Genomic DNA, 20,832 nt, shown 5'->3' on the forward strand with positions numbered 1-20,832 from the left:
TACCGTCATGAAGCTCGCCGAGCGGGTTCGCGGCTCGATCCCGCTGCACCCCAACCTGCGCAAGATCTCGCTGCGGACCAAGCTGGTCGCGTCGGTGCTGGTGCTGGTCTTCGCCGCGCTCACGCTGATCAGCGCGACCAGCACGTACGCGCTGAACACCTATCTGATCAGCCGGATGGACGACGAGCTCAAGCGGTTCGCGTACGCCCGGATCAAGATCGGGTTCACCGGCTCCCGGCTGGTGCTGCCGACCGACTACCTGACGGCCACCAAGTCGGTGAGCGGCGTCGGCGACATCGCGGTCGGCGGCGACTACACCGAGGGCCAGCTGCCGACGATCCTGACCGGGGTCGACGAGATCTCGAAGCACGACGGCACGCCGTACACGACCCGCTCGGTCGACGGCTCGGTGACCTGGCGGATGCTCGTGGTCCGCACCGACAACGACTCCGCGCTCTACGTGGGCCAGCGGATGTCCGGTGTGGACGCGGTGATCGCCTGGCTGGTCTGGGTCGACTTCCTGGTCGGCGGCGCGGTGCTGGTGGCGCTCGCCGCGATCGGCGCGGCGCTGGTCCGGCAGACCCTGATCCCGCTCGTGCAGATCGAGCGGACCGCGGCGGCGATCGGCGCCGGCGACCTGACCCGGCGGGTGCCCGACCCGGAGGAGAACGACGGCGAACCCACCACCGAGCTGGGCCGGCTGTCCCGCGCGCTGAACGCGATGCTCGCCCAGATCGAGGCGGCCTTCCTGGCCCGCGAGCAGTCCGAGCACGCGGCCCTCTCGGCCGAGCAGTCGGCGCGCGAGGCGGCCGAGGCGGCCCAGCGCTCCGAGGCGCGGGCACTGGAGTCCGAGGGCAAGATGCGGCAGTTCGTGGCGGACGCCTCGCACGAGCTGCGCACGCCGCTCACCACGATCCGCGGCTTCGCCGAGCTCTACCGGCAGGGCGCCGTCTCCGACCCGGAGCAGGTGGCCCGGCTGGTCCGCCGGATCGAGGACGAGGCGGCCCGGATGGGCCTGCTCGTCGAGGACCTGCTGCTGCTGGCCCGGCTCGACCGGGAGCGGCCGCTCACGCTCGCCCCGGTGGAGCTGCCGGTGCTCGCCCTGGACGCGCTGCAGGCCGCCGAGGCGATGGCGCCGGACCGGCGGATCGACCTCGAGGTGCGCGACGAGCCGGAGCGGCTGGTGGCGTACGGCGACGACGGCCGGCTCCGCCAGGTGATCGGCAACCTGATGACGAATGCGCTGGTGCACACGCCCGCCGACGCCACCGTGACGCTGCGGCTGCACGCCGGCGAGGGTGACACCGCGGTGGTCGAGGTGGCGGACACCGGCCCGGGGCTCGATCCCGGGCAGCGGGAGCGGGTCTTCGAGCGGTTCTACCGGGCGGACGGGGCGCGCACGCGCAACACCGACCGGGAGGCCACCGGCACCGGTCTGGGGCTCGCCATCGTGGCGGCGATCGTGAGGGCGCACCAAGGTTCCGTGGAGGTTGTCTCCGAGGAGGGCAAGGGAGCGACGTTCCGCGTAACGTTGCCCACCATAAATCCGGATAAAAGCTTCACAGAAAACGTCCAGGAGTAACACAGTTCGGTACGAGTACGACGGGGCAGAGTTAAGCGCATGAACGAGAACGAGACCGACCCGCGGCCCGCGGACGCCGCCGCTGGAGACAGCAGCGCGGCGCGGGTGGAGTCTGAGCAGCCGACCGCCGCGCAGCCGCCGGTTGCGCCGCAGTCCGCCGCACCCCAATCCGCGGCACCCCAGTCCGCGGCACCCCAGTCCGCGGCACCCCACACTCCGGCCGCCGAGCAGGCGGCGTGGGCTTCCCAGGCGGCCCACCAGCCGGCCCCTCAGCCGGCCCAGCCTCAGAGCCCGTGGGCTCCCTGGCAGCAGCAGCCCCAGGCGCAGGAGGCGGCCGCTCAGCCGACCTCCGCCCAGCCCGCGTCCGCGCAGCCCGCCTCGGGCCAGCCCTACGCTCCCGGTTACGCCCACCCCTACCAGGGCTACCAGGCCCAGGCGCCGCACGGTTACACGCCGTACCAGCAGCACGGCTACCAGGACTACGCGCAGCAGGCGGCGTACGCGTCGGCGTGGCAGCCCGGCGGCACCCAGACCGCCGAGGGCGTCGTCCCGCCGTGGGCCGGCGGCGAGCAGCAGCCGCGCAACGGCCGCGGCCGCAAGATCCTGCTGGCCGGTGCGGCCGCCGTGCTGATCGCGCTCGGCGCGGGCGGGGTCGGCGCCGCGACCGCCCTGGCCCTCGACGACGGCAACGCCTCGCAGAGCGTGCAGACCAGCAACTCCTCGGTCACCCGGGTGGTCGACCGGTCGTCGCTCGCCGAGATCGCCGCGTCGGTCCAGGACAGCGTCGTCTCCATCACCACCGGCTCGGGCGAGGGCTCCGGCGTGGTGGTCAGCGCCGACGGCTACATCGTGACCAACAACCACGTCGTCTCGACCGCGCAGGGCGACCAGGTCGACATCATCTTCGCGGACGGGACCAAGGCGACCGCCTCGATCGTCGGCACCGACGAGCGCACCGACCTGGCAGTGGTGAAGGCGTCCGGCGTCTCGGATCTGAAGGCCGCGAAGTTCGGCGACAGCTCGCAGAGCCAGGTGGGCGACACCGTCCTGGCGCTCGGCAGCCCGCTCGGCCTGGAGGGCTCGGTCACCGCCGGCATCATCAGCGCGAAGGACCGCACCATCCAGTCCGGCGGCGAGGACGAGCAGCAGACCCCGCAGAACCCGTTCGGCGGCGGCCAGCAACAGCAGCAGTCGTCCGGCTCGCAGACGATGACCGGCCTGCTGCAGACCGACGCCCCGATCAACCCGGGCAACTCGGGCGGCGCGCTGGTCAACACGAACGGCGAGGTCATCGGCATCAACTCGGCGATCGCCACCTCGGGCTCGAGTTCCGGCAACATCGGCCTCGGCTTCGCGATCCCGAGCAACAAGGCGAAGGACGTCGTCGACCAGCTGATGGCCGGCAAGAAGGTCAGCCACCCGGCGCTCGGCGTCAGCGTCACCACCGGTGAGAACGGCGGCGCCCTGGTCAGCTCGGTCACCGGCAACAGCGCGGCCGCGAAGGCCGGCCTCCAGCAGGGCGACGTGGTGACCAAGGTCGACGGCAAGGCCATCGACGAGTCCGACGACCTGGTCGCGGCGGTGCAGGCCGGCACGGTCGGTCAGAAGATGTCGATCACCTTCACCCGCAACGGCAGCGAGCAGTCCGTGACGGTGACCCTGCAGGAAGCGCAGTAGAGATCTTCCCTCTCGCTACGGCGGGTGACGTGACCCGGGGGTGGGCGCGTCACCCGCCGTATTCCGATAGATGCCGCGATTCAGGACCTTCACGACCAACGGGCAACTTTTGCCATGCCGGACTCGCGTAACCTGCGGAGACCGCCTAATCTCCATTCGCCCTCGGGCGTTTCTTGTGGAGTGAGAGGCCCTGCGAGTTGACGTACGTCGAAACCCGGACCAACGTCTGGGAAGCACTGGCCGGACGCGCCCCCGGGGCGCCGTCCGGGCCGGCCGACGCCGGGCTCTGGCACACCGTCGCCGACCGGCTCGACCCGTCGTCGGCCCGGCCGGTGCTGCGGGACGGGATCGAGGTCCGGCACCGGACCACGGTCCGCGGCGGGCGGTACGTCATGCTCCGCTCCCCGGAGGAGGGCGGCCGCAGCTCCTACCTCCGGCTCAGCCCGGAGGAATACCAGCTCGCCCTGATGATGGACGGCACCGGCACGGTGGCCCGCCTGGTCGCCGAGTTCGCCCGGATCGCCGGCCGGCTCGCGCCCGACCAGGTCCGCCGGGTCGTCGCCGACCTGGCCGCCAACCGGATGCTGGAAGAGCTCCCGATGGACGCCTTCCGCCCGCTGCGCGAGATGCGCCGGGAGCCGCTGCCGAAGCGGGTCGGCGGCTCGATCGCGGCGGCCGCCCTCGGGCGCCGGGTGCTCTCCGCCGACATCGACGGCGTGGTCGGGGCGATCTACCGGGGCGCGGGACGGTTCCTCTTCACCCGGGTGGCGTTCTGGATCGGCACGCTGTTCGCGGTCACCGGTCTCGTGCTCTTCGCGGCGACCTGGCAGCGGGGGAGCAGATCACTCTTCCTGGTGGGTGACTCGTACCTGCTCGGCGCGATCGTCCTGGTGCTCCTCAACGTGCTGGCTCTCGCGGCGCACGAATTCGGTCACGCCCTCGCGGCCAAGCGCGTCGGGCGCGAGGTCCCGGCGGCCGGGGTGATGCTGTACTTCGGCATCCCGTCCGTGTTCGTCGACACGAGCGACGTGTGGATGGCGGGCCGCCGCGCGCGCATCGCGGTCACCGCGGCGGGCCCGGCCGCGGCGCTCGGCCTGGCCGGTCTGGCCCAGGTGATCGGGCTGGCCGTGCCCGCGACCGGCGGAATCGCGTTCAAGCTGGCGTTCCTCTTCTACCTGCACACGTTCTTCAACCTGAGCCCGCTGCTCCCGCTCGACGGCCACTACCTGCTGATGGACTGGCTGGAGATCCCGGACCTGCGGGCCCGCGCGCTCTCCTGGCTCGCCGGCCGGCTGCGCCGCCGCGGCCCCCGGTTCTCGGCGCTCGACCGGGAGGGCCGGATCGTCGCCCTCTACGCGCTGCTCGGCGTGCTCTGGCTCGGCGTCGCGGCCGGGCTCGGGTACCGGCTCTGGACCGACCGGGTCCGCGGCCTGGCCACCGGCCTCTGGTACGACGGGCTCGCCGGCCGCCTGCTGCTGACCGTGATGGTGCTGGGCCTCGCCGCCCCGGCCCTCTACTTCCTCCTCGGCCGGCTCGCCGCGGCCTGGCGCCGGTGGCGTCAGCGGGCCGCCGAGCGCGACCGGGACGCCGACCTGCCCCGCCGGCTCGCCGCGCTGCACGCCTCCGAGCTGGGCGGCCTGCCCGAGCCGGCGCTGCACGAGCTGGCCGCCGGGGCCCGCTGGCGCCGCCCGCCGACCGGCCGCCTCCTGATCCGCGCCGGCGACCACCCGGACGCCGCCCTGGTGGTCGTCGAGGGCGCCCTGCACGGGCGCCGGCCCGGCGACCCCGGCGGCACGATCCGGCACCACGCCGGGCCGGGCGGGGTGGCCGCCCTGGCCGGCACGCTGACCGGCCGCCCGGTCCAGCTCGACTGGTACGCCGCGGCCGGCGCGACGGTGCTCGCGATCCCGGCGGAGACCGTCGCCGCGGTGGTCGGCCCGATGCCCGGCCCGTCGCCGGAGGAACGGGACGAGGCCGAGGCGCTCTTCGCGGACACCCCGGCCCTCGCCGGGCTCGAGGAGGACCAGCGTCTCGCTCTGATCGGCGCGGCGTACCCGGCCGACCTCGAACCGGGGCGCCCGGTGATGCTGCCCGGCCCGACCCACGCCGTGGTCGTCGAGTCCGGCGTGATCGCCATGCCGGACGGCATCGAGCTGCGCCGCGGCACCCTGGTCGGCCCGGTCGGCGACGGCAGCCCCGGCGCGGTGGCGCAGACCCGCACCCCGGTCCGCCTCTGGATCATCCCGGACGCCTCGAACCTGCCGCCCCTGGTCGGCGTGCACGGCCCCGGCGCCCCGATGCCGGCGCTGCGGCCGAGCGCCCCGGTGGCCGTGCGGCCCGGCGCCGCCCACCCGCCGCTCGCCGTGCCGCCCGGTCCGCCGGACGTGCCCGGTGAGTACGACGTGGACGGTCACTTCGAGCGCCGGATGTGGTCCTTCGCCGCCTTCCTGCTGGTGTTCGCGCTGGTCAGCGCGGGCCTCAACGTCCGGCCCGGCCCGGCCTGGGCGGAGATGCCGGCCGGCGAGGTGTTGCTCACCGTGGAGAAGGGTGAGGCGACCGCGGCCGGCTCGGCGCTCGCCCCCGGCGAACGCCGGTACCTCGCGGCCGGCTCGGAGATCAAGGTCCCGGACGCGTCGCGGGCGCTGCTGACGTTCCCGGGCGGCGCCACCGTGGTGCTGTGCGGCGGCTCGTCGACCGAGCTGACCGGCGCCGAGGTGGCGGCCGGCCGTGAAGCCGCGCCCAGCGCCCGGCTCGCCCTCGGCGGTGGCCGGGTGCTCGCGGACACGACCAGCACGAGCGGCGCCTACCAGCCGCTGGCGCTGACCGTGCTGCGGACGCAGGGCGACGTCACGAACGCGGACCGGTCCTGGTTCGCCGTCGACCCGATCACGGTGACCGTGTCGCGCGGCATCGTCACCGTCGGCGGCACCCCGTCCCCGGCCGCCCGCACGGACCTGAGCTGCGGCGACGGCAGGACGATCGAGCCGCCGTCGGCCGGTCCGAGCGAGGAGCCGACCGAGGAGGGCACGTTCCCGGCCGAGTCGGTCTCGCCGTCGCCCTCGGAGTCCTCGGTCCCGGCGGACGCCACGCCCGAGTGGACGTTCGAACCGGACGAGACGTCGACGACCGGCACGGCCGACCCCCGCCCGACGCGGACCCGGACCCGCCCCACCACGGTCCCCACCACGACGGCACCGAGCAGCCGGCCGACGCCGAGCCGCACCGTGACGACGGCGCCGACCGACGACCCGACCGAGCCGACGGACGACCCCACCGAGCCGACCGACGACCCCACCGAGCCGACGGACGACCCGACCGAACCCACCGACGACCCCACCGAGCCGACGGAGGACCCGGAGCCCACCACCGACCCCTCCACCGGCTGACCGCCCCAGGGTCAGGAGGACCCATGCTCTGCTGGTTCTGTGCCGAGGGCGCCCGCGCCACCTGCCGTTTCTGCGGCCGGGGCGTGTGCGCCGACCACGCCCGCTTCGGCCCCTACCTCCTGGAGATCAGCCGATCGGTCACCCGCGATCGTGCGGAGGCACTCGTGGTCGAGGACGCCGTCCAGTGCGGAACGTGCCGCCCGCGCCCGCAGCCGGTGGCCATGCCCGAACTGGATTGAGGTCGCCGCTGGGAGCGTGCGGGTGCGCCGGGGCCGGCGGCGGAACGCGCCGGGGGAACGTGGCCGCAGGTGTGGTGCGCCACGGGACGGCGTCGCATTGCTCGTGGAGACGGCCGTCATCTTCGTACAAATCATGGTTTATGCATTGGAATATGGGCGGATCGCGTTGGTGATCGCCTGGCGCAGGAGGGTCTTGGGGCGGGCGCCCACCAGGCTGTTCGTGAGGACGCCGGCGGTGAAGAAGAGGAGCGTCGGCATCGAGTGGACCCGGTGGGCGCGGGTGGTGACGGGATTGCTGTCGACGTCGATCGTGACGATCCGGACCTCGTCGCCGAACTCGGTGGCCAGGTCGGCCAGCACGCGGGTCATCGGGCCGCAGGGTGGGCACCACCGCGCCCAGAAGTCGACGACCACCGGGACCGGGGAGTCCAGGACCAGGTCGGCGAAGGTGGCGTCGGTGACGGTCAGCAGGGATTCATCAGGCATCGGATCTCCTGGTCCTCGAGGCGGTGTTCGATGGCTTCGTCGAGCTGATCGCTCAGGCGGCGGCGCACGTCGTTCAGCCGGGCCAGGTATCCGTCCACCTCGGCCAGGCGGCGGCGCAGGACCGCCACGGCATCGGGACAGACGTGGGCCGCGCTGTTGCCGGCGCGCAGGCAGTCCACGAACGGCTTGATGTCGTCGACGCCGAAGCCGTCGGCCAGCAGGGCGCGGATCTCGTGCACCACGCGGAGTTCGGCGTCGTCGTACTGCCGATAGCCGTTCGCGTCCCGGCTCGGGCGGACGAGGCCGTGCTCCTCGTAGTAGCGCAGCGTGCGCGGACTGGTGCCGGCCCGTTCGGCCAACTCTCCGATCAGCATGGGACCGACGGTAGGCCCTGACATCGGCGTCAAGGCAAGATGGGGACATGGTCAACAGTGGTCCGGTCGCGTTCGTGCTCGGTGGCGGCGGTGTGCTCGGCGCCGTCGAGGTCGGGATGCTGCGGGCGCTGTTCCGTGCCGGGTTCCGTCCGGACGTGGTGGTCGGCACCTCGATCGGCGCGGTGAACGGGGCGCTGGTGGCCGCCGACCCGTCCGAGGCGGTGACCGATCGGCTGCTGCGGCTCTGGACGTCGCCGGAGGCCGCCGCCGTCTACGGGGACTCGATCGGCCGGCAGATGCGCCGGTTCGCGGCCCGCACCCACCTGCACTCGCCCCGGCCGCTGCGCCGCCTGCTGGAGAGCGAGCTCGGCGAGGGCACGTCGTTCAGCGATCTCAAGATTCCGTTCCGGTGTTGTGCCGCCAGCATCGAGCGCGCGGCCGAGCACTGGTTCGACAGCGGGCCGCTCGTCGACGCGGTGCTCGCCTCCTCGGCCGTGCCCGGTCTGCTCCCACCCGCCGAGATCGGTGGCGAGCACTATGTGGACGGTGGCATCGTGAACTCGATCCCGATCGGCGAGGCGGTCCGGATCGGCGCGAAGCTGATCTTCGTATTGCAGGTCGGCAGGGTGGAACGGCAACTCGCCGTGCCGAAGCGGCCGTGGGAGGTGGCACAGGTGGCGTTCGAGATCGCCCGCCGGCACCGGTTCGCCCGCGAGCTTGCGTCGCTGCCCGACGATGTACGGGTGCATGTTCTCCCCAGCGGCGGCGGCGAGGCCCGCGACGACTCGCCGTGGGCGTACCGGGACATGGCCTCGGTCGGCCGCCGGATCAGCCGGGCCTACACCGCCTCCCGCCGCTACCTGGCGGCCAACGTGAACCCGCTGCCGGGGCAGTGATGGGGCTGCCGCCGATCTGGGTGCGACGCGTCGTGCTCGCCCCGCTCGTGGTGGTGCTCGCGGTGACGTTGCTCACCACCCTGCCGCTCTGGCTGCTGCTGGCCCTCGCCGTCTCGCCGTTCGTGCCCGGCCGGCTGCGGGTGCCGAGGTTCGTGTTCCTGCTGATCGTCTACCTCGTCTGGGACGCGGCCGCGCTGATCGTGCTGGCGGTCTTCTGGGTCGCCTCGGGCTGCGGCTGGAAGATCCGGAACCCGTTCTTCCAGCGGGCCCACTACGTCCTGACCGGATGGTTCCTGCGGGTCCTGTTCTGGTTCGCGCGCTGGTCGCTGCACCTCGCCATCGACGTGGTCGGCACCGACCCGGACACCGCCGTCCCGGGCCGCCCGGAGATCGTGGTGAGCCGGCACGCCGGGCCGGGCGACTCGTTCACGCTGATCCACGCGCTGGTCAACTGGTTCGCCCGGGAGCCGCGGATCGTCCTGAAGGCGGGCCTGCAGTGGGACCCGGCCGTGGACGTGCTGCTCAACCGCCTGCCCAACCGGTTCATCTCGCCGGGCCGGACCGGCACGGCGACGCTGGAGGACCAGATCGGCGCGCTCGCGACCGGCCTCGACGACAACGACGCCTTCGTGATCTTCCCGGAGGGCGGCAACTTCACCCCGCGCCGCAAGGTGAAGGCGATCGCCCGGCTGCGGGCCAGCGGGCTCGACGAGATGGCCGAGCGCGCCGAGCACCTGCGCAACCTGCTGCCGCCGAAGCCGGGCGGCCTGCTCGCCGCGATCGACGCCGCGCCGGACGCCGGGGTGATCTTCGTGGCGCACACCGGCCTGGACCGGATGATCACGGTGTCCGACGTCTGGCGCGAGCTGCCGATGGACAAGCGTCTGGTGATGCGGTTCTGGAGCGTGCCGCCCGAGGAGGTGCCGGCCGGCGAGCAGGAGCGGATCGACTGGCTCTACGACTGGTGGGCGCGGATCGACGCCTGGGTCGAGAGCAACCGGCCCCAGCAGTTCGAGAGTCAGCCGCCGAGAGCCCGGTAGACGTTCTCCGGCGCCTCGACCACGGTGGCGGCCTGCGGCTGCTCGGCGTCGACGGTACGGCCGTACTCGGTGTACCGCGCCTCGATCGGGGCGATGGCCGTGCCGTTCACGGCGGGCGGCGTCACCGTCAGCGTGGCGAGCCGGCCCTGCTCGTCGAGGGCGGCCACGAACGGCACCCGCTGCGCGGCCGAGCCGTAGCCGTCGATGGTGACCCGGTCCAGGCCGGCGATCCCGGCGGCCTTCGTGAGGTCGACCGTGCCGGAGTAGGTGTTGCCGCCGGTCGACTGGACGTCGGTGGTGGAGGCGAGCAGGTTCGCCGAGTCCACCGGGTCGATCCGGCCGGGGCGCAGGCCGACGTTAGCGCCCTCCGGCAGCCGGCTCATGTCCAGGTGGGTCCAGGTGCCGTCCTTGGTGATGCCGGGGATCTGCGCCCAGAGGTCCTGGCCGATCAGCAGCGACTTCACGGTGATCTCGGTGTTCGGGCCGCTCGCGGTGAGCTCGGCGGTGCCCTTGCCGCCCGGCGGGTCGAGCAGGGCGGACAGCTTGAACCCGGTGCCCGCCGTGACCGTCATGGTGTAGCTGGTGGTGCCGAGGGCGGCGGTCGCCTTGCCGAGAGCGGCCGTGGCGGCCGGGTCGGCGGTCGAGGTGACGCTCGGGGCGGGTTCCGCCGAGGCGAACACCGAAGTGGAGGGTGCCGGGTCGGCGGTGCTCGTGGTGGCGCAGCCCGCCAGGGCGATGGCGGCGCATGCCGCACAAATAGCGATTTTTCGCATTTGCCTATCTCCTGCCGTGAGACGCCTGTCGATGAGCCTCCTTGCCCGATGGAGTGACGAAACAAACGGACAAGTCCGGCCTCGCGGACGCCCGGATTTCTCGGCGGATCATGTGGCGGGCATGATGGGCCGGTACGCGCAATCCATGGGGAGGACTCGTGAGATTCGAGGTCAGCAAGGTCCTCGACGCCATCGAGGTCCGGCTCACCACCGACCCGGCGCTCGCCCGGGCCGTGGTTGATCTGTCCGAGGTCGTCCGCTACGCCGACCTCGACGGTGGCCGCCCGGCCAGCCTGGTCCGACTCGGTCTGCTGGTCGACGCGCTCGGCCGGTACGTCGCCGAGGAGAACGTGCCCGTCTACGCGGTGGCGCCTCGCGGCCTCATCTCGGACACCGATCTCACCTCGAACGAGCGCATGGTCGTCCGCCGCTGGGCCGACGACGGCAAGATCGAGGTGGTTCCGCAGCTCGACGACCGGGTGCTCGAGGTGGCCGAGATGCTCGGCCTGCCGGTGCTCACCCGCGACCGGGAGGACCGCTTCCGGGACCGCCGCCCGTGGGTCACCGACCCCGGCCGCCTGCTCGCGCTCGTGTCGAACCAGGGCGGACCGGTGCTGGTCCCGCGGGTCGGCCGGGGCGAGGTGGCGCCCCCGGTGCCCCGGTCGCCGCTCGGCGAGCGGCTGCTGGCCCGGGTGTGGAACTGCCCGGCGCCGAACTGCACCAGCTACAGCACCGGCGGCGCCGGCGACTCGGACAGCTTCTTCTCCGACATGCGGACCTTCACGAGCCCGGTCTCGCAGCCGCCACCGGCCCTGCGGTCCGGCGCGCCGACCTGCCCGCGGCACGGGGAGCGGCTCCGGGACGCCGGCGCGCGCCCGGCCACCGAGGTCTTCTCGGTACGCATCGACGGCGTGATCCGGCAGCGTTTCGTGGTCTCCGAGGACCAGCCGGTCGTGATCGGCCGGGCCCCCGAGGGCGGCGCCGGCGTGATGCTGGGGCAGTGGCTCACCGACGACGCCCGGAAGTGGATCAGCCGGGGCCACGTGCAGCTCTCGCTGCGCGCCGGCGAGGTGACCGTCACCGACATCAGCATGAACGGCTCCGGCCTGCGCCCCGGCGGCGCGCCCGACGACGACCAGCGGCTCACCCTGAAGCGGGACGAGAGCCGGGTCCTCGGGCCGGAGGACGTGGTGGAGCTCTACGCCGGGGTGCACCTGGGCCGGTCGAAGATGTGGGCGACCGGTGGCGTGGTGCAGCCCGAGTCGGTAATGGGCGAGGCGCCGACGATGGCGTTCCGCCCGGTGGGCCGCTGAGCCTGCTTTTGTGCGATCTTGTGAAGTCCCGCGGCACCGTTGCTGCGGGACTTCACAAGATCGAGTGGAGGGCTACGCCAGGATCGCGGCCAGCTGGGCCAGCGCGTGATCCAGGTCCTCCTCGGTGACCGTCAGCGGCGGGGCCAGCCGGATCGTCGAGCCGTGCGTGTCCTTCGCGAGGACGCCCCGCTCGGCGAGGCGCTCGCACGCCTGCCGGCCGGTCATCAGCAGCGGGTCGATGTCGACGCCGGCCCAGAGGCCGCGCCCGCGGACCGCCACGACGCCCTTGCCGATCAGCGCGGTCAGCCCCGCGTGCAGCCGCGCGCCGAGCCGCTCCGAGCGCTCCTGGAACTCGCCGGTCGCGAGCAGCCGGACCACCTCGGCGCCGACGGCGCAGGCCAGCGGGTTGCCGCCGAACGTCGAGCCGTGCTCGCCGGGCCGCAGCACGCCGAGCACCGCACGGTCGGCGGCCACCGCGGAGACCGGCACGATGCCGCCGCCGAGGGCCTTGCCGAGCACGTACATGTCCGGGACGACGCCCTCGTGCTCGATCGCGAACGTGCGGCCGGTGCGGCCGAGCCCGGACTGGATCTCGTCGGCGATCATCAGCACGTTCCGCTCGGTGCAGAGGTCGCGCACCCCGGCGAAGAACCCGGCCGGGGGCACCAGCACGCCGGCCTCGCCCTGGATCGGCTCCATGAGCACGGCCACGGTGTTCGGCGTGATCGCCTTCCGGACGGCTTCGAGATCACCGTACGGAACCACGACGAACCCGGGCGTGTACGGGCCGAACTCGGCCCGCGCCTCCGGGTCGGTGGAGAAGCTCACGATCGTCGTGGTGCGCCCGTGGAAGTTGCCGGCCGCCACGATGATCTCGGCGCGCTCGTCGGCCACGCCCTTGACCCGGTAGCCCCACTTGCGGGCCACCTTGATCGCGGTCTCGACGGCCTCGGCGCCGGTGTTCATCGGCAGGACCATGTCCTTGCCGCAGAGCTCGGCGAGGCCCTTGCAGAACGCGGCGAACTGGTCGTGCACGAACGCGCGGCTGGTCAGCGTGACCCGGTCGAGCTGGGCGTGCGCCGCGGCGACGAGGCCGGGGTGCCGGTGCCCGAAGTTGAGGGCCGAGTACCCGGCGAGGAAGTCGAGGTAGCGGCGGCCGTCGACGTCGGTGACCCAGGCGCCCTCGGCCTCGGCGACCACGACCGGCAGCGGGTGGTAGTTGTGGGCGGTCCAGCGCTCGGCCTCGGCCAGCGCGTCCGGCGTACGGAACTCCACGGTCGTCACGAGCGCACCTCCAGCGTGCAGCACTTCGGGCCGCCGCCGGCTTTGCGCAGCTCGGACAGGTCGACCCCGATGGTCCGGTAACCGGCTGCCTCGAGGGCGGCCGTGAGATGGACGGCCTGCGCCGGCAGCACCACGGTGCGCCCGTCGCTGACCGCGTTCAGGCCGAGCACGGCCGCGTCCTCCGGCGTCGCGACGATCGCGTTCGGGAAGAGTTGCCGGAGCACCGCCTGCGAGCCCGGGGAGAACGCCTGCGGCAGGTACGCGATGTTCGTCTCGTCCAGCACGCAGAGCGCGGTGTCCAGGTGGTAGTACGCCGGATCGACCAGTTGCAGCGTGATCACCGGCCGGCGCAGGAACTCCTGGGTCTCGGCGTGCGAGGCGTGCGCCGTACGGAACCCGGTGCCCGCCAGCAGCACGTCCCCGGCGAGCAGGATGTCGCCCTCGCCCTCGTTGGTGTGCTTCGGCTCGTGCACCTCGAAGCCGCGGTCCCGGAACCAGGACGCGTACGCCGGCGCCTCGTCGGCGCGCTCGGCGTCCCGGAACTGGACCCCCAGGACCCGGCCGTCCACCACGGTCCCGCCGTTCGCGGCGAAGACCATGTCGGGCAGGCCGGGGAGCGGCTCGATCAGCTCGACGGTGTGGCCGAGGTCGAGGAACGTCTGCCGCAGGTTCTCCCATTGGCTGACGGCCAGCGCGTTGTCGTACGGCGCCGCCGGGTCCATCCACGGATTGATCCGGTAGGTCACGGCGAAGTGGGTGGGCCGGCACATGAGGTAGCGGCGCGGCATGGCGTGGGACGTCATGGAACAAGACGCTATGCGGGATCGGCCGACGATCACCCTGGATCAACCATGCGTACGGCGGCGAATCGTTGCGTGATCGCCGACGGCCACGGCGAAACATTGCGTGGCCCTTCATCACAGAAAAGCGCAGGGCGCTGCGGAGCCGGCGAACCGCCAGCCCTGCAGCGCCCTGCGAGGATCTCCGGCGCACCGCCGGAGGCATTTCGGGGCGGGTTCGGTGGAGCACCGTCCCGGTTCCGAGGAGCAATCACCGGTGCATCACCGGCGATGAATGTCTGATACCCGTCAGAAGCGGGTCTCAAACTGTGTGTCGAGCCACTGCCGGAGATCGGAGGCCGGCTGCATGTCGGTGCCGAGCCAGGAGAGCGAGCCGGTCAGCGCCAGGATGCCGACGACGATCGCGGCGATCGAGAGCAGCAGGCCGATCAGGGCGTCGGTCTTGCCGGCGATGTGCCGCTTGCGGGTCGCGAAGAAGCCGACCACCGAGAAGATCAGGCCGAGCGCCGCGACGCCGATGCCGTAGCCCACGAGCGGGCCGGAGAGCACCAGCAGCGCGCCGGCGACACCGAGGATGAGGCCGAGGGTGGCGGCGAGGCTGGCGCGCGGCTTGCGGTCCCGGACCGGCTCGGCGGCCGGGCGGTCCTCGGTCACCGCGGCGGCGCGCTCGGCCTCGGTGCGGTGGTCGAGGCGGGTGGCCGGGATCCTCGTGGTGGTCTCGTCCCGCGGCGGCGTCACGGTGCTCGTCCGCGGCGCGACCGGGGTCCGGCGCGGCAGGCGGTCGTCGACCTGTTCGTCACGCTGCGTCGCGGGCGTGGTGGTCGCGGTGGGCCGGTCCTCGACCGTGCTATCGGCCGAGGACTGGCGGGAGAAGGAAGGAATCCTCACGTCAGCACCTCCGAACGTTCTCATCAGTGATGACGAAGCTCTATACCCCCTTGAACCCCAAACGACACGAAAGGCACGTGGAAGTCACTCCACGTGCCCTTCGAACTGCTCGGATGTCAGCCGATCGGGGAAGCGGTGTGCACGTCGGCCGTCGTGGTGATGACGTGGTCGACGAGGCCGTACTCCTTGGCCTGCTGGGCGGTGAACCAGCGGTCGCGGTCGGAGTCGCGCTCGATCTCCTCCGGGGTGTGCCCGGTGTGGAAGGCGATCCGCTCGTTCATGACCTGCTTGATGTGCAGCATGCTCTCCGCCTGGATGGCGATGTCCGCGGCGGTGCCGCCGATGCCGCCGGACAGCTGGTGCATCATCACCCGGGCGTGCGGCAGGGCGTAGCGCTTGCCGGGGGTGCCGGCGCAGAGCAGGAACTGGCCCATCGAGGCCGCCATGCCCATCGCCACGGTCGCGACGTCGTTCTTGATGTACTGCATGGTGTCGTACACCGCCATGCCGGCGCTGATCGAGCCGCCGGGGGAGTTGATGTACAGCGTGATGTCGCGCTCCGAGTCCTCGGACGCGAGCAGCAGCATCTGCGCGCAGATCCGGTTGGTCACCTCGTCGTTGACCTCGCTGCCGAGGAAGATGATCCGCTCGCGGAGCAGCCGCTCGAACACCTGGTCGTCGAAGGACGCGCCGCCGCCACGCATGGTCGTGTCAATGCTCATGAGCCAACCCTCTCGCATCGCTGTTTACGTTTCACACCTTCTCCCAGGCGTGGCGGAATAGCCCAGTGATTCCCCTCAGGGCGAATCCGCTGTGGGCAGAAAGCGTCCCGCAGTGGTACTGATCACGCCGAATCGGTGTGGTGACCCGCGGCGGCTAATTTTGTCCGGTGCCCGAGGGACATACCATTCACCGCCTTGCCGTCCGTCACCGTGAGCTCTTCGCCGGCTCGCGCGTTGCGGTGAGCAGCCCGCAGGGCCGGTTCGCGGCGGGCGCGGCCCTGGTCGACGGCCAGGTGCTGCGGGACACCGAGGCGTACGGCAAGCACCTGCTGCACCACTACGCGGACGGCCGGACCGTCCACGTCCACCTCGGTCTCTACGGCAAGTTCGCCGACGGCGAGGGCGAGGCGCCCGTCCCGGTCGGCCAGGTGCGGCTCGCGATGACCGGTTCCGGTCACTGGCTGGAGCTGCGCGGCCCGACCGCGTGCGAGGTGCTCGACCCGGGCGCCGTCGACCTGCTGAAGGCCCGGCTCGGCGCCGACCCGCTGCGCGACGACGCCGACCCGTCCCGGGCCTACGCGAAGGTGCGGAGCAGCACGAAGCCGCTCTTCGCGCTCCTGCTCGACCAGTCGATCGTGGCGGGCTGCGGCCTCATCTACGCGAACGAGGTGCTGTTCCGGGCCGGGCTGTCGCCGGAGACGCCGGGCACCGCGATCGACCCGGCCGGATGGACGGCGATCTGGGACGACCTGCGGGCGCTCATGAAGGAGGGCGTGGCGCGCGGCCGGATCGACACGGTGCACACCGAGCACACGCCGGAGGCGATGCGGCGGGCGCCGCGGGTCGACCGGCACGGCGGCGAGGTGTACGTCTACCGCCGTCCCGGCCAGCCCTGCCTGGTCTGCGGCACCGAGGTGGCGCGCGGGCCGCTGGCCGGGCGCAACCTCTACTGGTGCCCGACCTGCCAGCCCGCGATCACCGCGCCGGCGGGACGCGCACGCCGGCGCTGAAGAGCACCGCCGGCCGCTGAGAAACAGCGCCGGCGCTGAAGCAGCGGTTCAGCCGGCGCTCGGCGACACCGACGGCCCGGCACCCGCCGCGGCCGCCCCGCCCTCGCCTCCGGCCGGCGCCTCGGCGGCCGGTGATTCGGCCGCCGGCGACCCGGAGACCGAGGGCGACGGCGTCGCGGGCGTCGGCTCGACCGGCGCCGGACTGCTCGGCGCGGGCGTCGGCTCGGTGGTGGCCGGCGCGGGCTCCTGACCGGGAATGCCCAGCGAGAAGTTCTTCACGAGCCACGGCATCAGCTGGTCGTACGCCTTTGTCGTCGACGGCTGGTTGAAGTCGTGCGACAGGATGATCGATCCCGGTCGCGTCTCCTTCTTGACCGTGGACACGATCCGCTTCACGTGCTGCTCGGCGGTCTCCCCGGCCGGGTGCTCCCAGTCCCGAGGGTCGACCTCCCAGTAGAGCGAGGTCATGCCGCCGCCGGTGTAGGCCACCCGGACCAGCCGGTCGGTGAAGTTGCCGCCCGGCGCCCGGAAGTAGGGGATCTCCGCGCCCGGCACGGCGGCCCGGATCGCCTCGTTCGTCCGCACCAGGTCCTCGAGGATCTGCTCGGGCTTCTTCTTGCCGATCTTCAGGTCGTGGTCCCACGTGTGGTTGCAGAGCACGTGGCCCGCGTCGCTGATCTGCTTGACCAGCTCCGGGTATCGCTGTGCCTGCGTGCCGACGAGGCAGAACACGGCCTTGACGTCGTACTTCGCCAGGATCTCCAGGATCCTGGGAGTCTCGTTCGGGTCGGGGCCGTCGTCGAAGGTGAGCGTCACGGTCCGCGACCCGGTGGTGCGCAGCGAGTTCGACGGCCCGTCACCCTTCGGCACGGCGAGCTTCGCCGGCTGCACCTCGGCGGCCGGCGGCGTCGTGGGGGCGGCTGTCAAGGCGGCCGGCGACGGCTTCTCGGCCTGCTCGGCCGACTCCGGCCGGGTGGTGGCGATCGGCGCGGCGATCCGGGTCTCCTCCGGCGCCGGCTTCGAGCTGGTCGCCCGGGAGACCGCCTGGGCGGCCACGTTCATGACGCTGGTCGGGCCGCCGCCCTGCTGCGGGATCGTCGGCAGCGCGGTGAGCAGCAGGCCCGCGACGACCAGGGTGCCGAGCATCAGCTGCGGCCGGTTGCGCGCGGCCTTCAGCCAGCCGTCGAGCGGGACGGTGCCGCCGGGGGCGCGGTGCCGGGCCGCGCTGTTCCTCTCCCGCGCCCTGTCCCGCGACGCGCGCGGGGTGGTCTGCGAGTGCCGCGCCGAGCGCGACCCCGTGCCGCGAGAGCCGCGTGCGCCGGTCACGCTCCTTGCTCCGTACGAGGAACCGCCGGTGGCCGCGCGGTGCCGGGCCGAGCGGGTGCCGGAGTCGGTGCCGAGGCTGTCGGCGCTCAGAATCAGGGCACGGTTCCCGAGGGTGGGGGTGCCGGCCGGGTCGTTCTCGGCAGGCGCGTCGGGCCTGCGGTGCCGCCCGACCCGGGCGCCGTCCACACCGGATGACGGTGCTGCTGGACGCGGGTTGTGCGGAAGCATCCGTCATGCCTACCGGTTGGCATGATCGAGCGCGATACCGGATCGGTCATTCCGTCGCCACGGACGGTGATTTTCGCTGCTCACCGTATGTGACTACGCTCCGCAACATCCGTACCGATAGGGGTGTGATCCTTATCGGTCCCGCTATTTCGCCTCAAGTCAGGCGGAGGGCGCCTCTCCCCGGGTCAGGCGGGCCAGCTCGTCGACCACGTCGGCGACCGAGGCGCCGCGGGCCAGCATCGCGCGCTGCCGGGCCGCACCGGTGCCGCCGGCCCGGAGCCGTCCCATCAGGACGGTCGCCGTCTCGAGATCGCCATGCCTCTCCAGCTCCGGACGTACGAAATCGAAGAGCTGACGCATGAGACGCCATGCCGGACGGGGCTCGCGCGTGGCCATGTCGATGTTGAGACCCTCCAGCCCGTCGTGCGCGGCCCGCCAGTGTGCGGCCATGAGCAGGGGATGCGGCACGTCCGGCGCCTCGATGCCGTCGCGGACCTCGTTGAGCAGCGTGGCGACGAGGGCCCGGGCCAGCGCGGTGAGCAGCATGGCGTCGTCGAGCGTCGGCGTGACGTCGCCCATCCGGATCTCGACGGTCGGGTAGTTCGCGGAGAGCCGGGCGTACCAGTAGAGCATCCCCTCGTCGAGCATGGCGCCGCTCGCCTCGAGGTCGGCGATGAGCGTGAGGTAGTGCTCGTGCGAGTGCAGGTAGGGCGTCGGGCCGACGGTGGGCCAGCGCTCCCACATCATCGAGCGCCAGCTCGCGTATCCGGTGTCGCGGCCCGCGAAGAGCGGGGAGTTCGCGGCGGCCGCCTGCAGCACGGGCAGCCAGGGGCGCAGGTGGTTGAGGACCTGCACGCCGGTCTCCGGGTCGGGGATGCTCACGTGCACGTGGGTGCCGCACATGCCCTGGCCGGGGGAGAGGTCGCCGAAGCGCTCCCGCATCCGGTGGTAGCGCGGTTTGTCCACGATCCGCAGGTTCGGCCCGGCGGCCGGCCCGGTGCCGATCGCGAGCAGCCGCGCGCCGGCCCGCTCGGCGGCCGAGGCGACGGTGCCGCGCAGCCGGGCCATCTCCTCGCGCAGGTCGGCGAGGTCGAGCCGCGGCGGGCTCGCCACCTCGATCTGGCTGCGGTAGTACTCGTGCTGAACCCCGTCCCGCAGTTCCTCGGGAAGCTCGGCGAAGACGTCCTCGACCGCCTCGACGGCGCGTGGCTCGACGGCGTCGACCAGGAGGTACTCCTCCTCGATGCCGAGGGTGTGCAGGTCGTTCCGGTCGGCCTCGGCGGCGATGTCCGCGGGGAGGACCGTTCCCTCGGTGGCGGCGTCCATGGGCCGTCGAATACCCGAGGGGATCTCCCCGGAAACAGATGTCGTTGACAGTCGATGTAACAAGCGTGAAACTGCGTGAGAGCGCTCTCTCATCCCCCTTCGGAAGGCGTTTCCCATGCGAGCTCCCCGACTACTCGCCGCAGCCGCTGCCGCCCTCGCGGTGGTCGCCTCCATCACGGTCGTGACCAGCGCCGAGGCGGCCGTCCCGCCCGCGCCGTCCGGCATGTCGCTGGTCTTCAGCGACGACTTCACCGGTGCGGCCGGCACCGGCCTGAACCGCACGAACTGGCTCTACTCCACCGGCTACGGATATCCCGGCGGCGCCGCCAACTGGGGCACCGGCGAGGTCGAGCGGATGACCGACTCGACCGCGAACGTCTACCAGGACGGCAACGGCAACCTGGCGATCAAGCCGATCCGGGACGGGGCCGGCAACTGGACCTCGGGCCGGGTCGAGACGCAGCGGACCGACTTCGCGGCGCCGGCCGGCGGCCGGGTCCGGATCGAGGCGCGGATCCAGCAGCCGAACGTCACCGGCGCCGCCGCGGCCGGGTACTGGCCGGCCTTCTGGGCCCTCGGCGCCGCGGCCCGCCCGGTCGGCGCCACCAACTGGCCGGGCATCGGCGAGTGGGACATCATGGAGAACATCAACGGGCGGTCCAGCGTCTTCGCGGCCCTGCACTGCGGGACCAACCCGGGCGGCCCGTGCAACGAGACCACCGGCCTGACCAGCGGCGAGCGCGCCTGCAACGGCTGCCTGTCGAGCTTCCACACCTACGCCGTGGAGTACGACCGCAGCACCTCGCCCGAGCAGATGCGGTGGTACCTCGACGGCGTCAACTACTTCACCCTCAACTCGACCGCTGTCGACGCCACCACCTGGAACAACGCGACCCACCACGGGATGTTCGTGATCCTCAACGTGGCGATCGGCGGCGGGTTCCCGGCGGCCTTCGGCGGCGGCCCCACCGCGCAGACGCAGTCCGGCGTGCCGATGCTCGTCGACTACGTGGCGGTCTGGCAGTCGTCCGGGGGCTCCACGCCCTCGCCCACGCCCAGCGCCTCTTCTTCTTCGCGTGATGCCTACTCCCGGATCGAGGCGGAGTCCTACAACTCCTCGGCGGGTGTCCAGGTCGAGGCGTGCTCCGAGGGCGGGCAGGACGTCGGATACATCGGGAACGGCGACTGGCTGCAGTTCGACAACGTCAACTTCGGTACGGGCGGCGTACGGGACTTCGTGGCGCGGGTCGCCTCCGGCGCGGGCAGCGGGGTGAGCGGGCTCATCGAGGTGCGGCTGGACAGCCGGAGCAACGCGCCGATCGGCAGTTTCGCGCTCGGCGGCACCGGCGGCTGGCAGACCTGGCGGTCGATCCCGGGGAACGTCGCGAACGTGACCGGGTCGCACACGGTCTTCCTGACCTTCAGCAGCGGGCAGCCCGCCGACTTCGTCAACGTCAACTGGATCCAGTTCCGGCGGTAATC

General features: G+C 72.5%; 18 protein-coding genes. 9 read left to right on the plus strand and 9 right to left on the minus strand.

Annotation, left to right across the window (positions count from 1 at the left end; translation table 11 throughout):
• The first annotated feature begins 7 nt into the window (after positions 1-7).
• From AB0G10_RS02190 to AB0G10_RS02205, 4 genes are all read left to right on the plus strand, one after another.
• Positions 8-1,582 (plus strand): ATP-binding protein, encoded by a 1,575-nt coding sequence (locus AB0G10_RS02190; RefSeq protein WP_360915146.1) that lies wholly within the window; start codon positions 8-10, stop codon positions 1,580-1,582.
• Between the two features lie 39 nt (positions 1,583-1,621).
• Positions 1,622-3,259: a trypsin-like peptidase domain-containing protein gene (locus AB0G10_RS02195; protein ID WP_360915149.1), complete on the plus strand. Its 1,638-nt coding sequence runs from the start codon at positions 1,622-1,624 to the stop codon at positions 3,257-3,259.
• Positions 3,260-3,456: 197 nt separating this feature from the next.
• Entirely contained in the window at positions 3,457-6,645 is a 3,189-nt protein-coding gene (locus tag AB0G10_RS02200) for a cyclic nucleotide-binding protein (RefSeq protein WP_360915152.1), read from the plus strand.
• Between the two features lie 23 nt (positions 6,646-6,668).
• The gene (locus tag AB0G10_RS02205) at positions 6,669-6,884 is read left to right on the plus strand and encodes a hypothetical protein (RefSeq protein WP_360915155.1); all 216 of its coding nucleotides are present in this window, start codon (positions 6,669-6,671) and stop codon (positions 6,882-6,884) included.
• 138 nt (positions 6,885-7,022) lie between these two features.
• Here AB0G10_RS02205 and AB0G10_RS02210 read toward each other — a convergent pair whose 3' ends face one another.
• Together AB0G10_RS02210 and AB0G10_RS02215 are read right to left on the minus strand one after the other, a co-directional pair.
• The gene (locus tag AB0G10_RS02210) at positions 7,023-7,370 is read right to left on the minus strand and encodes a thioredoxin domain-containing protein (protein ID WP_360915158.1); all 348 of its coding nucleotides are present in this window, start codon (positions 7,368-7,370) and stop codon (positions 7,023-7,025) included.
• A complete protein-coding gene (locus AB0G10_RS02215) occupies positions 7,349-7,744 on the minus strand; it encodes a MerR family transcriptional regulator (RefSeq protein WP_360915161.1) in 396 nt (131 codons plus the stop codon). The genes AB0G10_RS02210 and AB0G10_RS02215 overlap by 22 nt, the downstream gene beginning before the upstream one ends.
• 47 nt (positions 7,745-7,791) lie before the next feature.
• Here AB0G10_RS02215 and AB0G10_RS02220 point away from each other — a divergent pair, with 47 nt between their 5' ends.
• The gene (locus AB0G10_RS02220; RefSeq protein ID WP_360915164.1) at positions 7,792-8,640 is read left to right on the plus strand and encodes a patatin-like phospholipase family protein; all 849 of its coding nucleotides are present in this window, start codon (positions 7,792-7,794) and stop codon (positions 8,638-8,640) included.
• Complete coding sequence (locus AB0G10_RS02225) at positions 8,640-9,680, plus strand: 1-acyl-sn-glycerol-3-phosphate acyltransferase (RefSeq protein ID WP_360915167.1); 1,041 nt, start codon at positions 8,640-8,642, stop codon at positions 9,678-9,680. The genes AB0G10_RS02220 and AB0G10_RS02225 overlap by 1 nt, the downstream gene beginning before the upstream one ends.
• Here the strand turns inward: AB0G10_RS02225 and AB0G10_RS02230 are convergent.
• On the minus strand, positions 9,659-10,453 hold the full coding sequence (locus AB0G10_RS02230; RefSeq protein WP_360915170.1) for a hypothetical protein: 795 nt from the start codon (positions 10,451-10,453) through the stop codon (positions 9,659-9,661). The two genes, AB0G10_RS02225 and AB0G10_RS02230, sit on opposite strands and share 22 nt — an antisense overlap.
• A gap of 158 nt (positions 10,454-10,611) precedes the next feature.
• On the opposite strand from AB0G10_RS02230, the gene AB0G10_RS02235 reads away from it, so the two are divergent.
• On the plus strand, positions 10,612-11,766 hold the full coding sequence (locus AB0G10_RS02235; RefSeq protein WP_360915173.1) for an FHA domain-containing protein: 1,155 nt from the start codon (positions 10,612-10,614) through the stop codon (positions 11,764-11,766).
• Between the two features lie 72 nt (positions 11,767-11,838).
• Here AB0G10_RS02235 and rocD read toward each other — a convergent pair whose 3' ends face one another.
• The 4 genes from rocD to AB0G10_RS02255 all read right to left on the minus strand — a co-directional run bounded on the left by rocD (position 11,839) and on the right by AB0G10_RS02255 (position 15,460).
• Entirely contained in the window at positions 11,839-13,050 is a 1,212-nt protein-coding gene (rocD, locus tag AB0G10_RS02240; protein ID WP_360915176.1) for an ornithine--oxo-acid transaminase, read from the minus strand.
• Positions 13,047-13,853 (minus strand): dimethylargininase, encoded by an 807-nt coding sequence (ddaH, locus tag AB0G10_RS02245; protein ID WP_360915179.1) that lies wholly within the window; start codon positions 13,851-13,853, stop codon positions 13,047-13,049. Before ddaH ends, rocD begins: the two co-directional genes overlap by 4 nt.
• Before the next feature lie 285 nt (positions 13,854-14,138).
• The gene (locus tag AB0G10_RS02250; protein ID WP_360915182.1) at positions 14,139-14,738 is read right to left on the minus strand and encodes a hypothetical protein; all 600 of its coding nucleotides are present in this window, start codon (positions 14,736-14,738) and stop codon (positions 14,139-14,141) included.
• Between the two features lie 116 nt (positions 14,739-14,854).
• Positions 14,855-15,460, minus strand: a complete 606-nt coding sequence (locus AB0G10_RS02255; RefSeq protein WP_360915185.1) for an ATP-dependent Clp protease proteolytic subunit — start codon at positions 15,458-15,460, stop codon at positions 14,855-14,857.
• A 167-nt stretch (positions 15,461-15,627) separates the two neighbouring features.
• Between AB0G10_RS02255 and AB0G10_RS02260 the strand changes: the two genes are divergently transcribed.
• Complete coding sequence (locus AB0G10_RS02260) at positions 15,628-16,470, plus strand: DNA-formamidopyrimidine glycosylase family protein (RefSeq protein WP_360915188.1); 843 nt, start codon at positions 15,628-15,630, stop codon at positions 16,468-16,470.
• 48 nt (positions 16,471-16,518) lie between these two features.
• Here the strand turns inward: AB0G10_RS02260 and AB0G10_RS02265 are convergent, their stop codons facing one another.
• Both AB0G10_RS02265 and AB0G10_RS02270 read right to left on the minus strand, forming a co-directional pair.
• Positions 16,519-17,982 carry a polysaccharide deacetylase family protein gene (locus tag AB0G10_RS02265; RefSeq protein ID WP_360915191.1) on the minus strand — a complete coding sequence of 488 codons (1,464 nt, stop codon included), beginning with the start codon at positions 17,980-17,982 and terminating at the stop codon, positions 16,519-16,521.
• Between the two features lie 201 nt (positions 17,983-18,183).
• Positions 18,184-19,350 (minus strand): glutamate--cysteine ligase, encoded by a 1,167-nt coding sequence (locus tag AB0G10_RS02270; protein WP_360915195.1) that lies wholly within the window; start codon positions 19,348-19,350, stop codon positions 18,184-18,186.
• Between the two features lie 115 nt (positions 19,351-19,465).
• Between AB0G10_RS02270 and AB0G10_RS02275 the strand changes: the two genes are divergently transcribed.
• Positions 19,466-20,830: a carbohydrate-binding protein gene (locus tag AB0G10_RS02275; protein WP_360915198.1), complete on the plus strand. Its 1,365-nt coding sequence runs from the start codon at positions 19,466-19,468 to the stop codon at positions 20,828-20,830.
• Positions 20,831-20,832: the final 2 nt, after the last annotated feature.

This window comes from Actinoplanes sp. NPDC023714 (assembly GCF_040639855.1).
Taxonomy (GTDB): Bacteria; Actinomycetota; Actinomycetes; order Mycobacteriales; family Micromonosporaceae; genus Actinoplanes.

Bases quoted from the DNA above. Each gene is read 5' to 3' on its own strand.
- AB0G10_RS02190 (WP_360915146.1), top strand. From the start codon at position 8: ATGAAGCTCGCCGAGCGGGTTCGCGGCTCGATCCCGCTGCACCCCAAC.
- AB0G10_RS02195 (WP_360915149.1), top strand. From the start codon at position 1,622: ATGAACGAGAACGAGACCGACCCGCGGCCCGCGGACGCCGCCGCTGGA.
- AB0G10_RS02205 (WP_360915155.1), top strand. From the start codon at position 6,669: ATGCTCTGCTGGTTCTGTGCCGAGGGCGCCCGCGCCACCTGCCGTTTC.
- AB0G10_RS02210 (WP_360915158.1), bottom strand. From the start codon at position 7,370: ATGCCTGATGAATCCCTGCTGACCGTCACCGACGCCACCTTCGCCGAC.
- AB0G10_RS02215 (WP_360915161.1), bottom strand. From the start codon at position 7,744: ATGCTGATCGGAGAGTTGGCCGAACGGGCCGGCACCAGTCCGCGCACG.
- AB0G10_RS02220 (WP_360915164.1), top strand. From the start codon at position 7,792: ATGGTCAACAGTGGTCCGGTCGCGTTCGTGCTCGGTGGCGGCGGTGTG.
- AB0G10_RS02225 (WP_360915167.1), top strand. From the start codon at position 8,640: ATGGGGCTGCCGCCGATCTGGGTGCGACGCGTCGTGCTCGCCCCGCTC.
- AB0G10_RS02230 (WP_360915170.1), bottom strand. From the start codon at position 10,453: ATGCGAAAAATCGCTATTTGTGCGGCATGCGCCGCCATCGCCCTGGCG.
- ddaH (WP_360915179.1), bottom strand. From the start codon at position 13,853: ATGACGTCCCACGCCATGCCGCGCCGCTACCTCATGTGCCGGCCCACC.
- AB0G10_RS02255 (WP_360915185.1), bottom strand. From the start codon at position 15,460: ATGAGCATTGACACGACCATGCGTGGCGGCGGCGCGTCCTTCGACGAC.
- AB0G10_RS02270 (WP_360915195.1), bottom strand. From the start codon at position 19,350: ATGGACGCCGCCACCGAGGGAACGGTCCTCCCCGCGGACATCGCCGCC.
- AB0G10_RS02275 (WP_360915198.1), top strand. From the start codon at position 19,466: ATGCGAGCTCCCCGACTACTCGCCGCAGCCGCTGCCGCCCTCGCGGTG.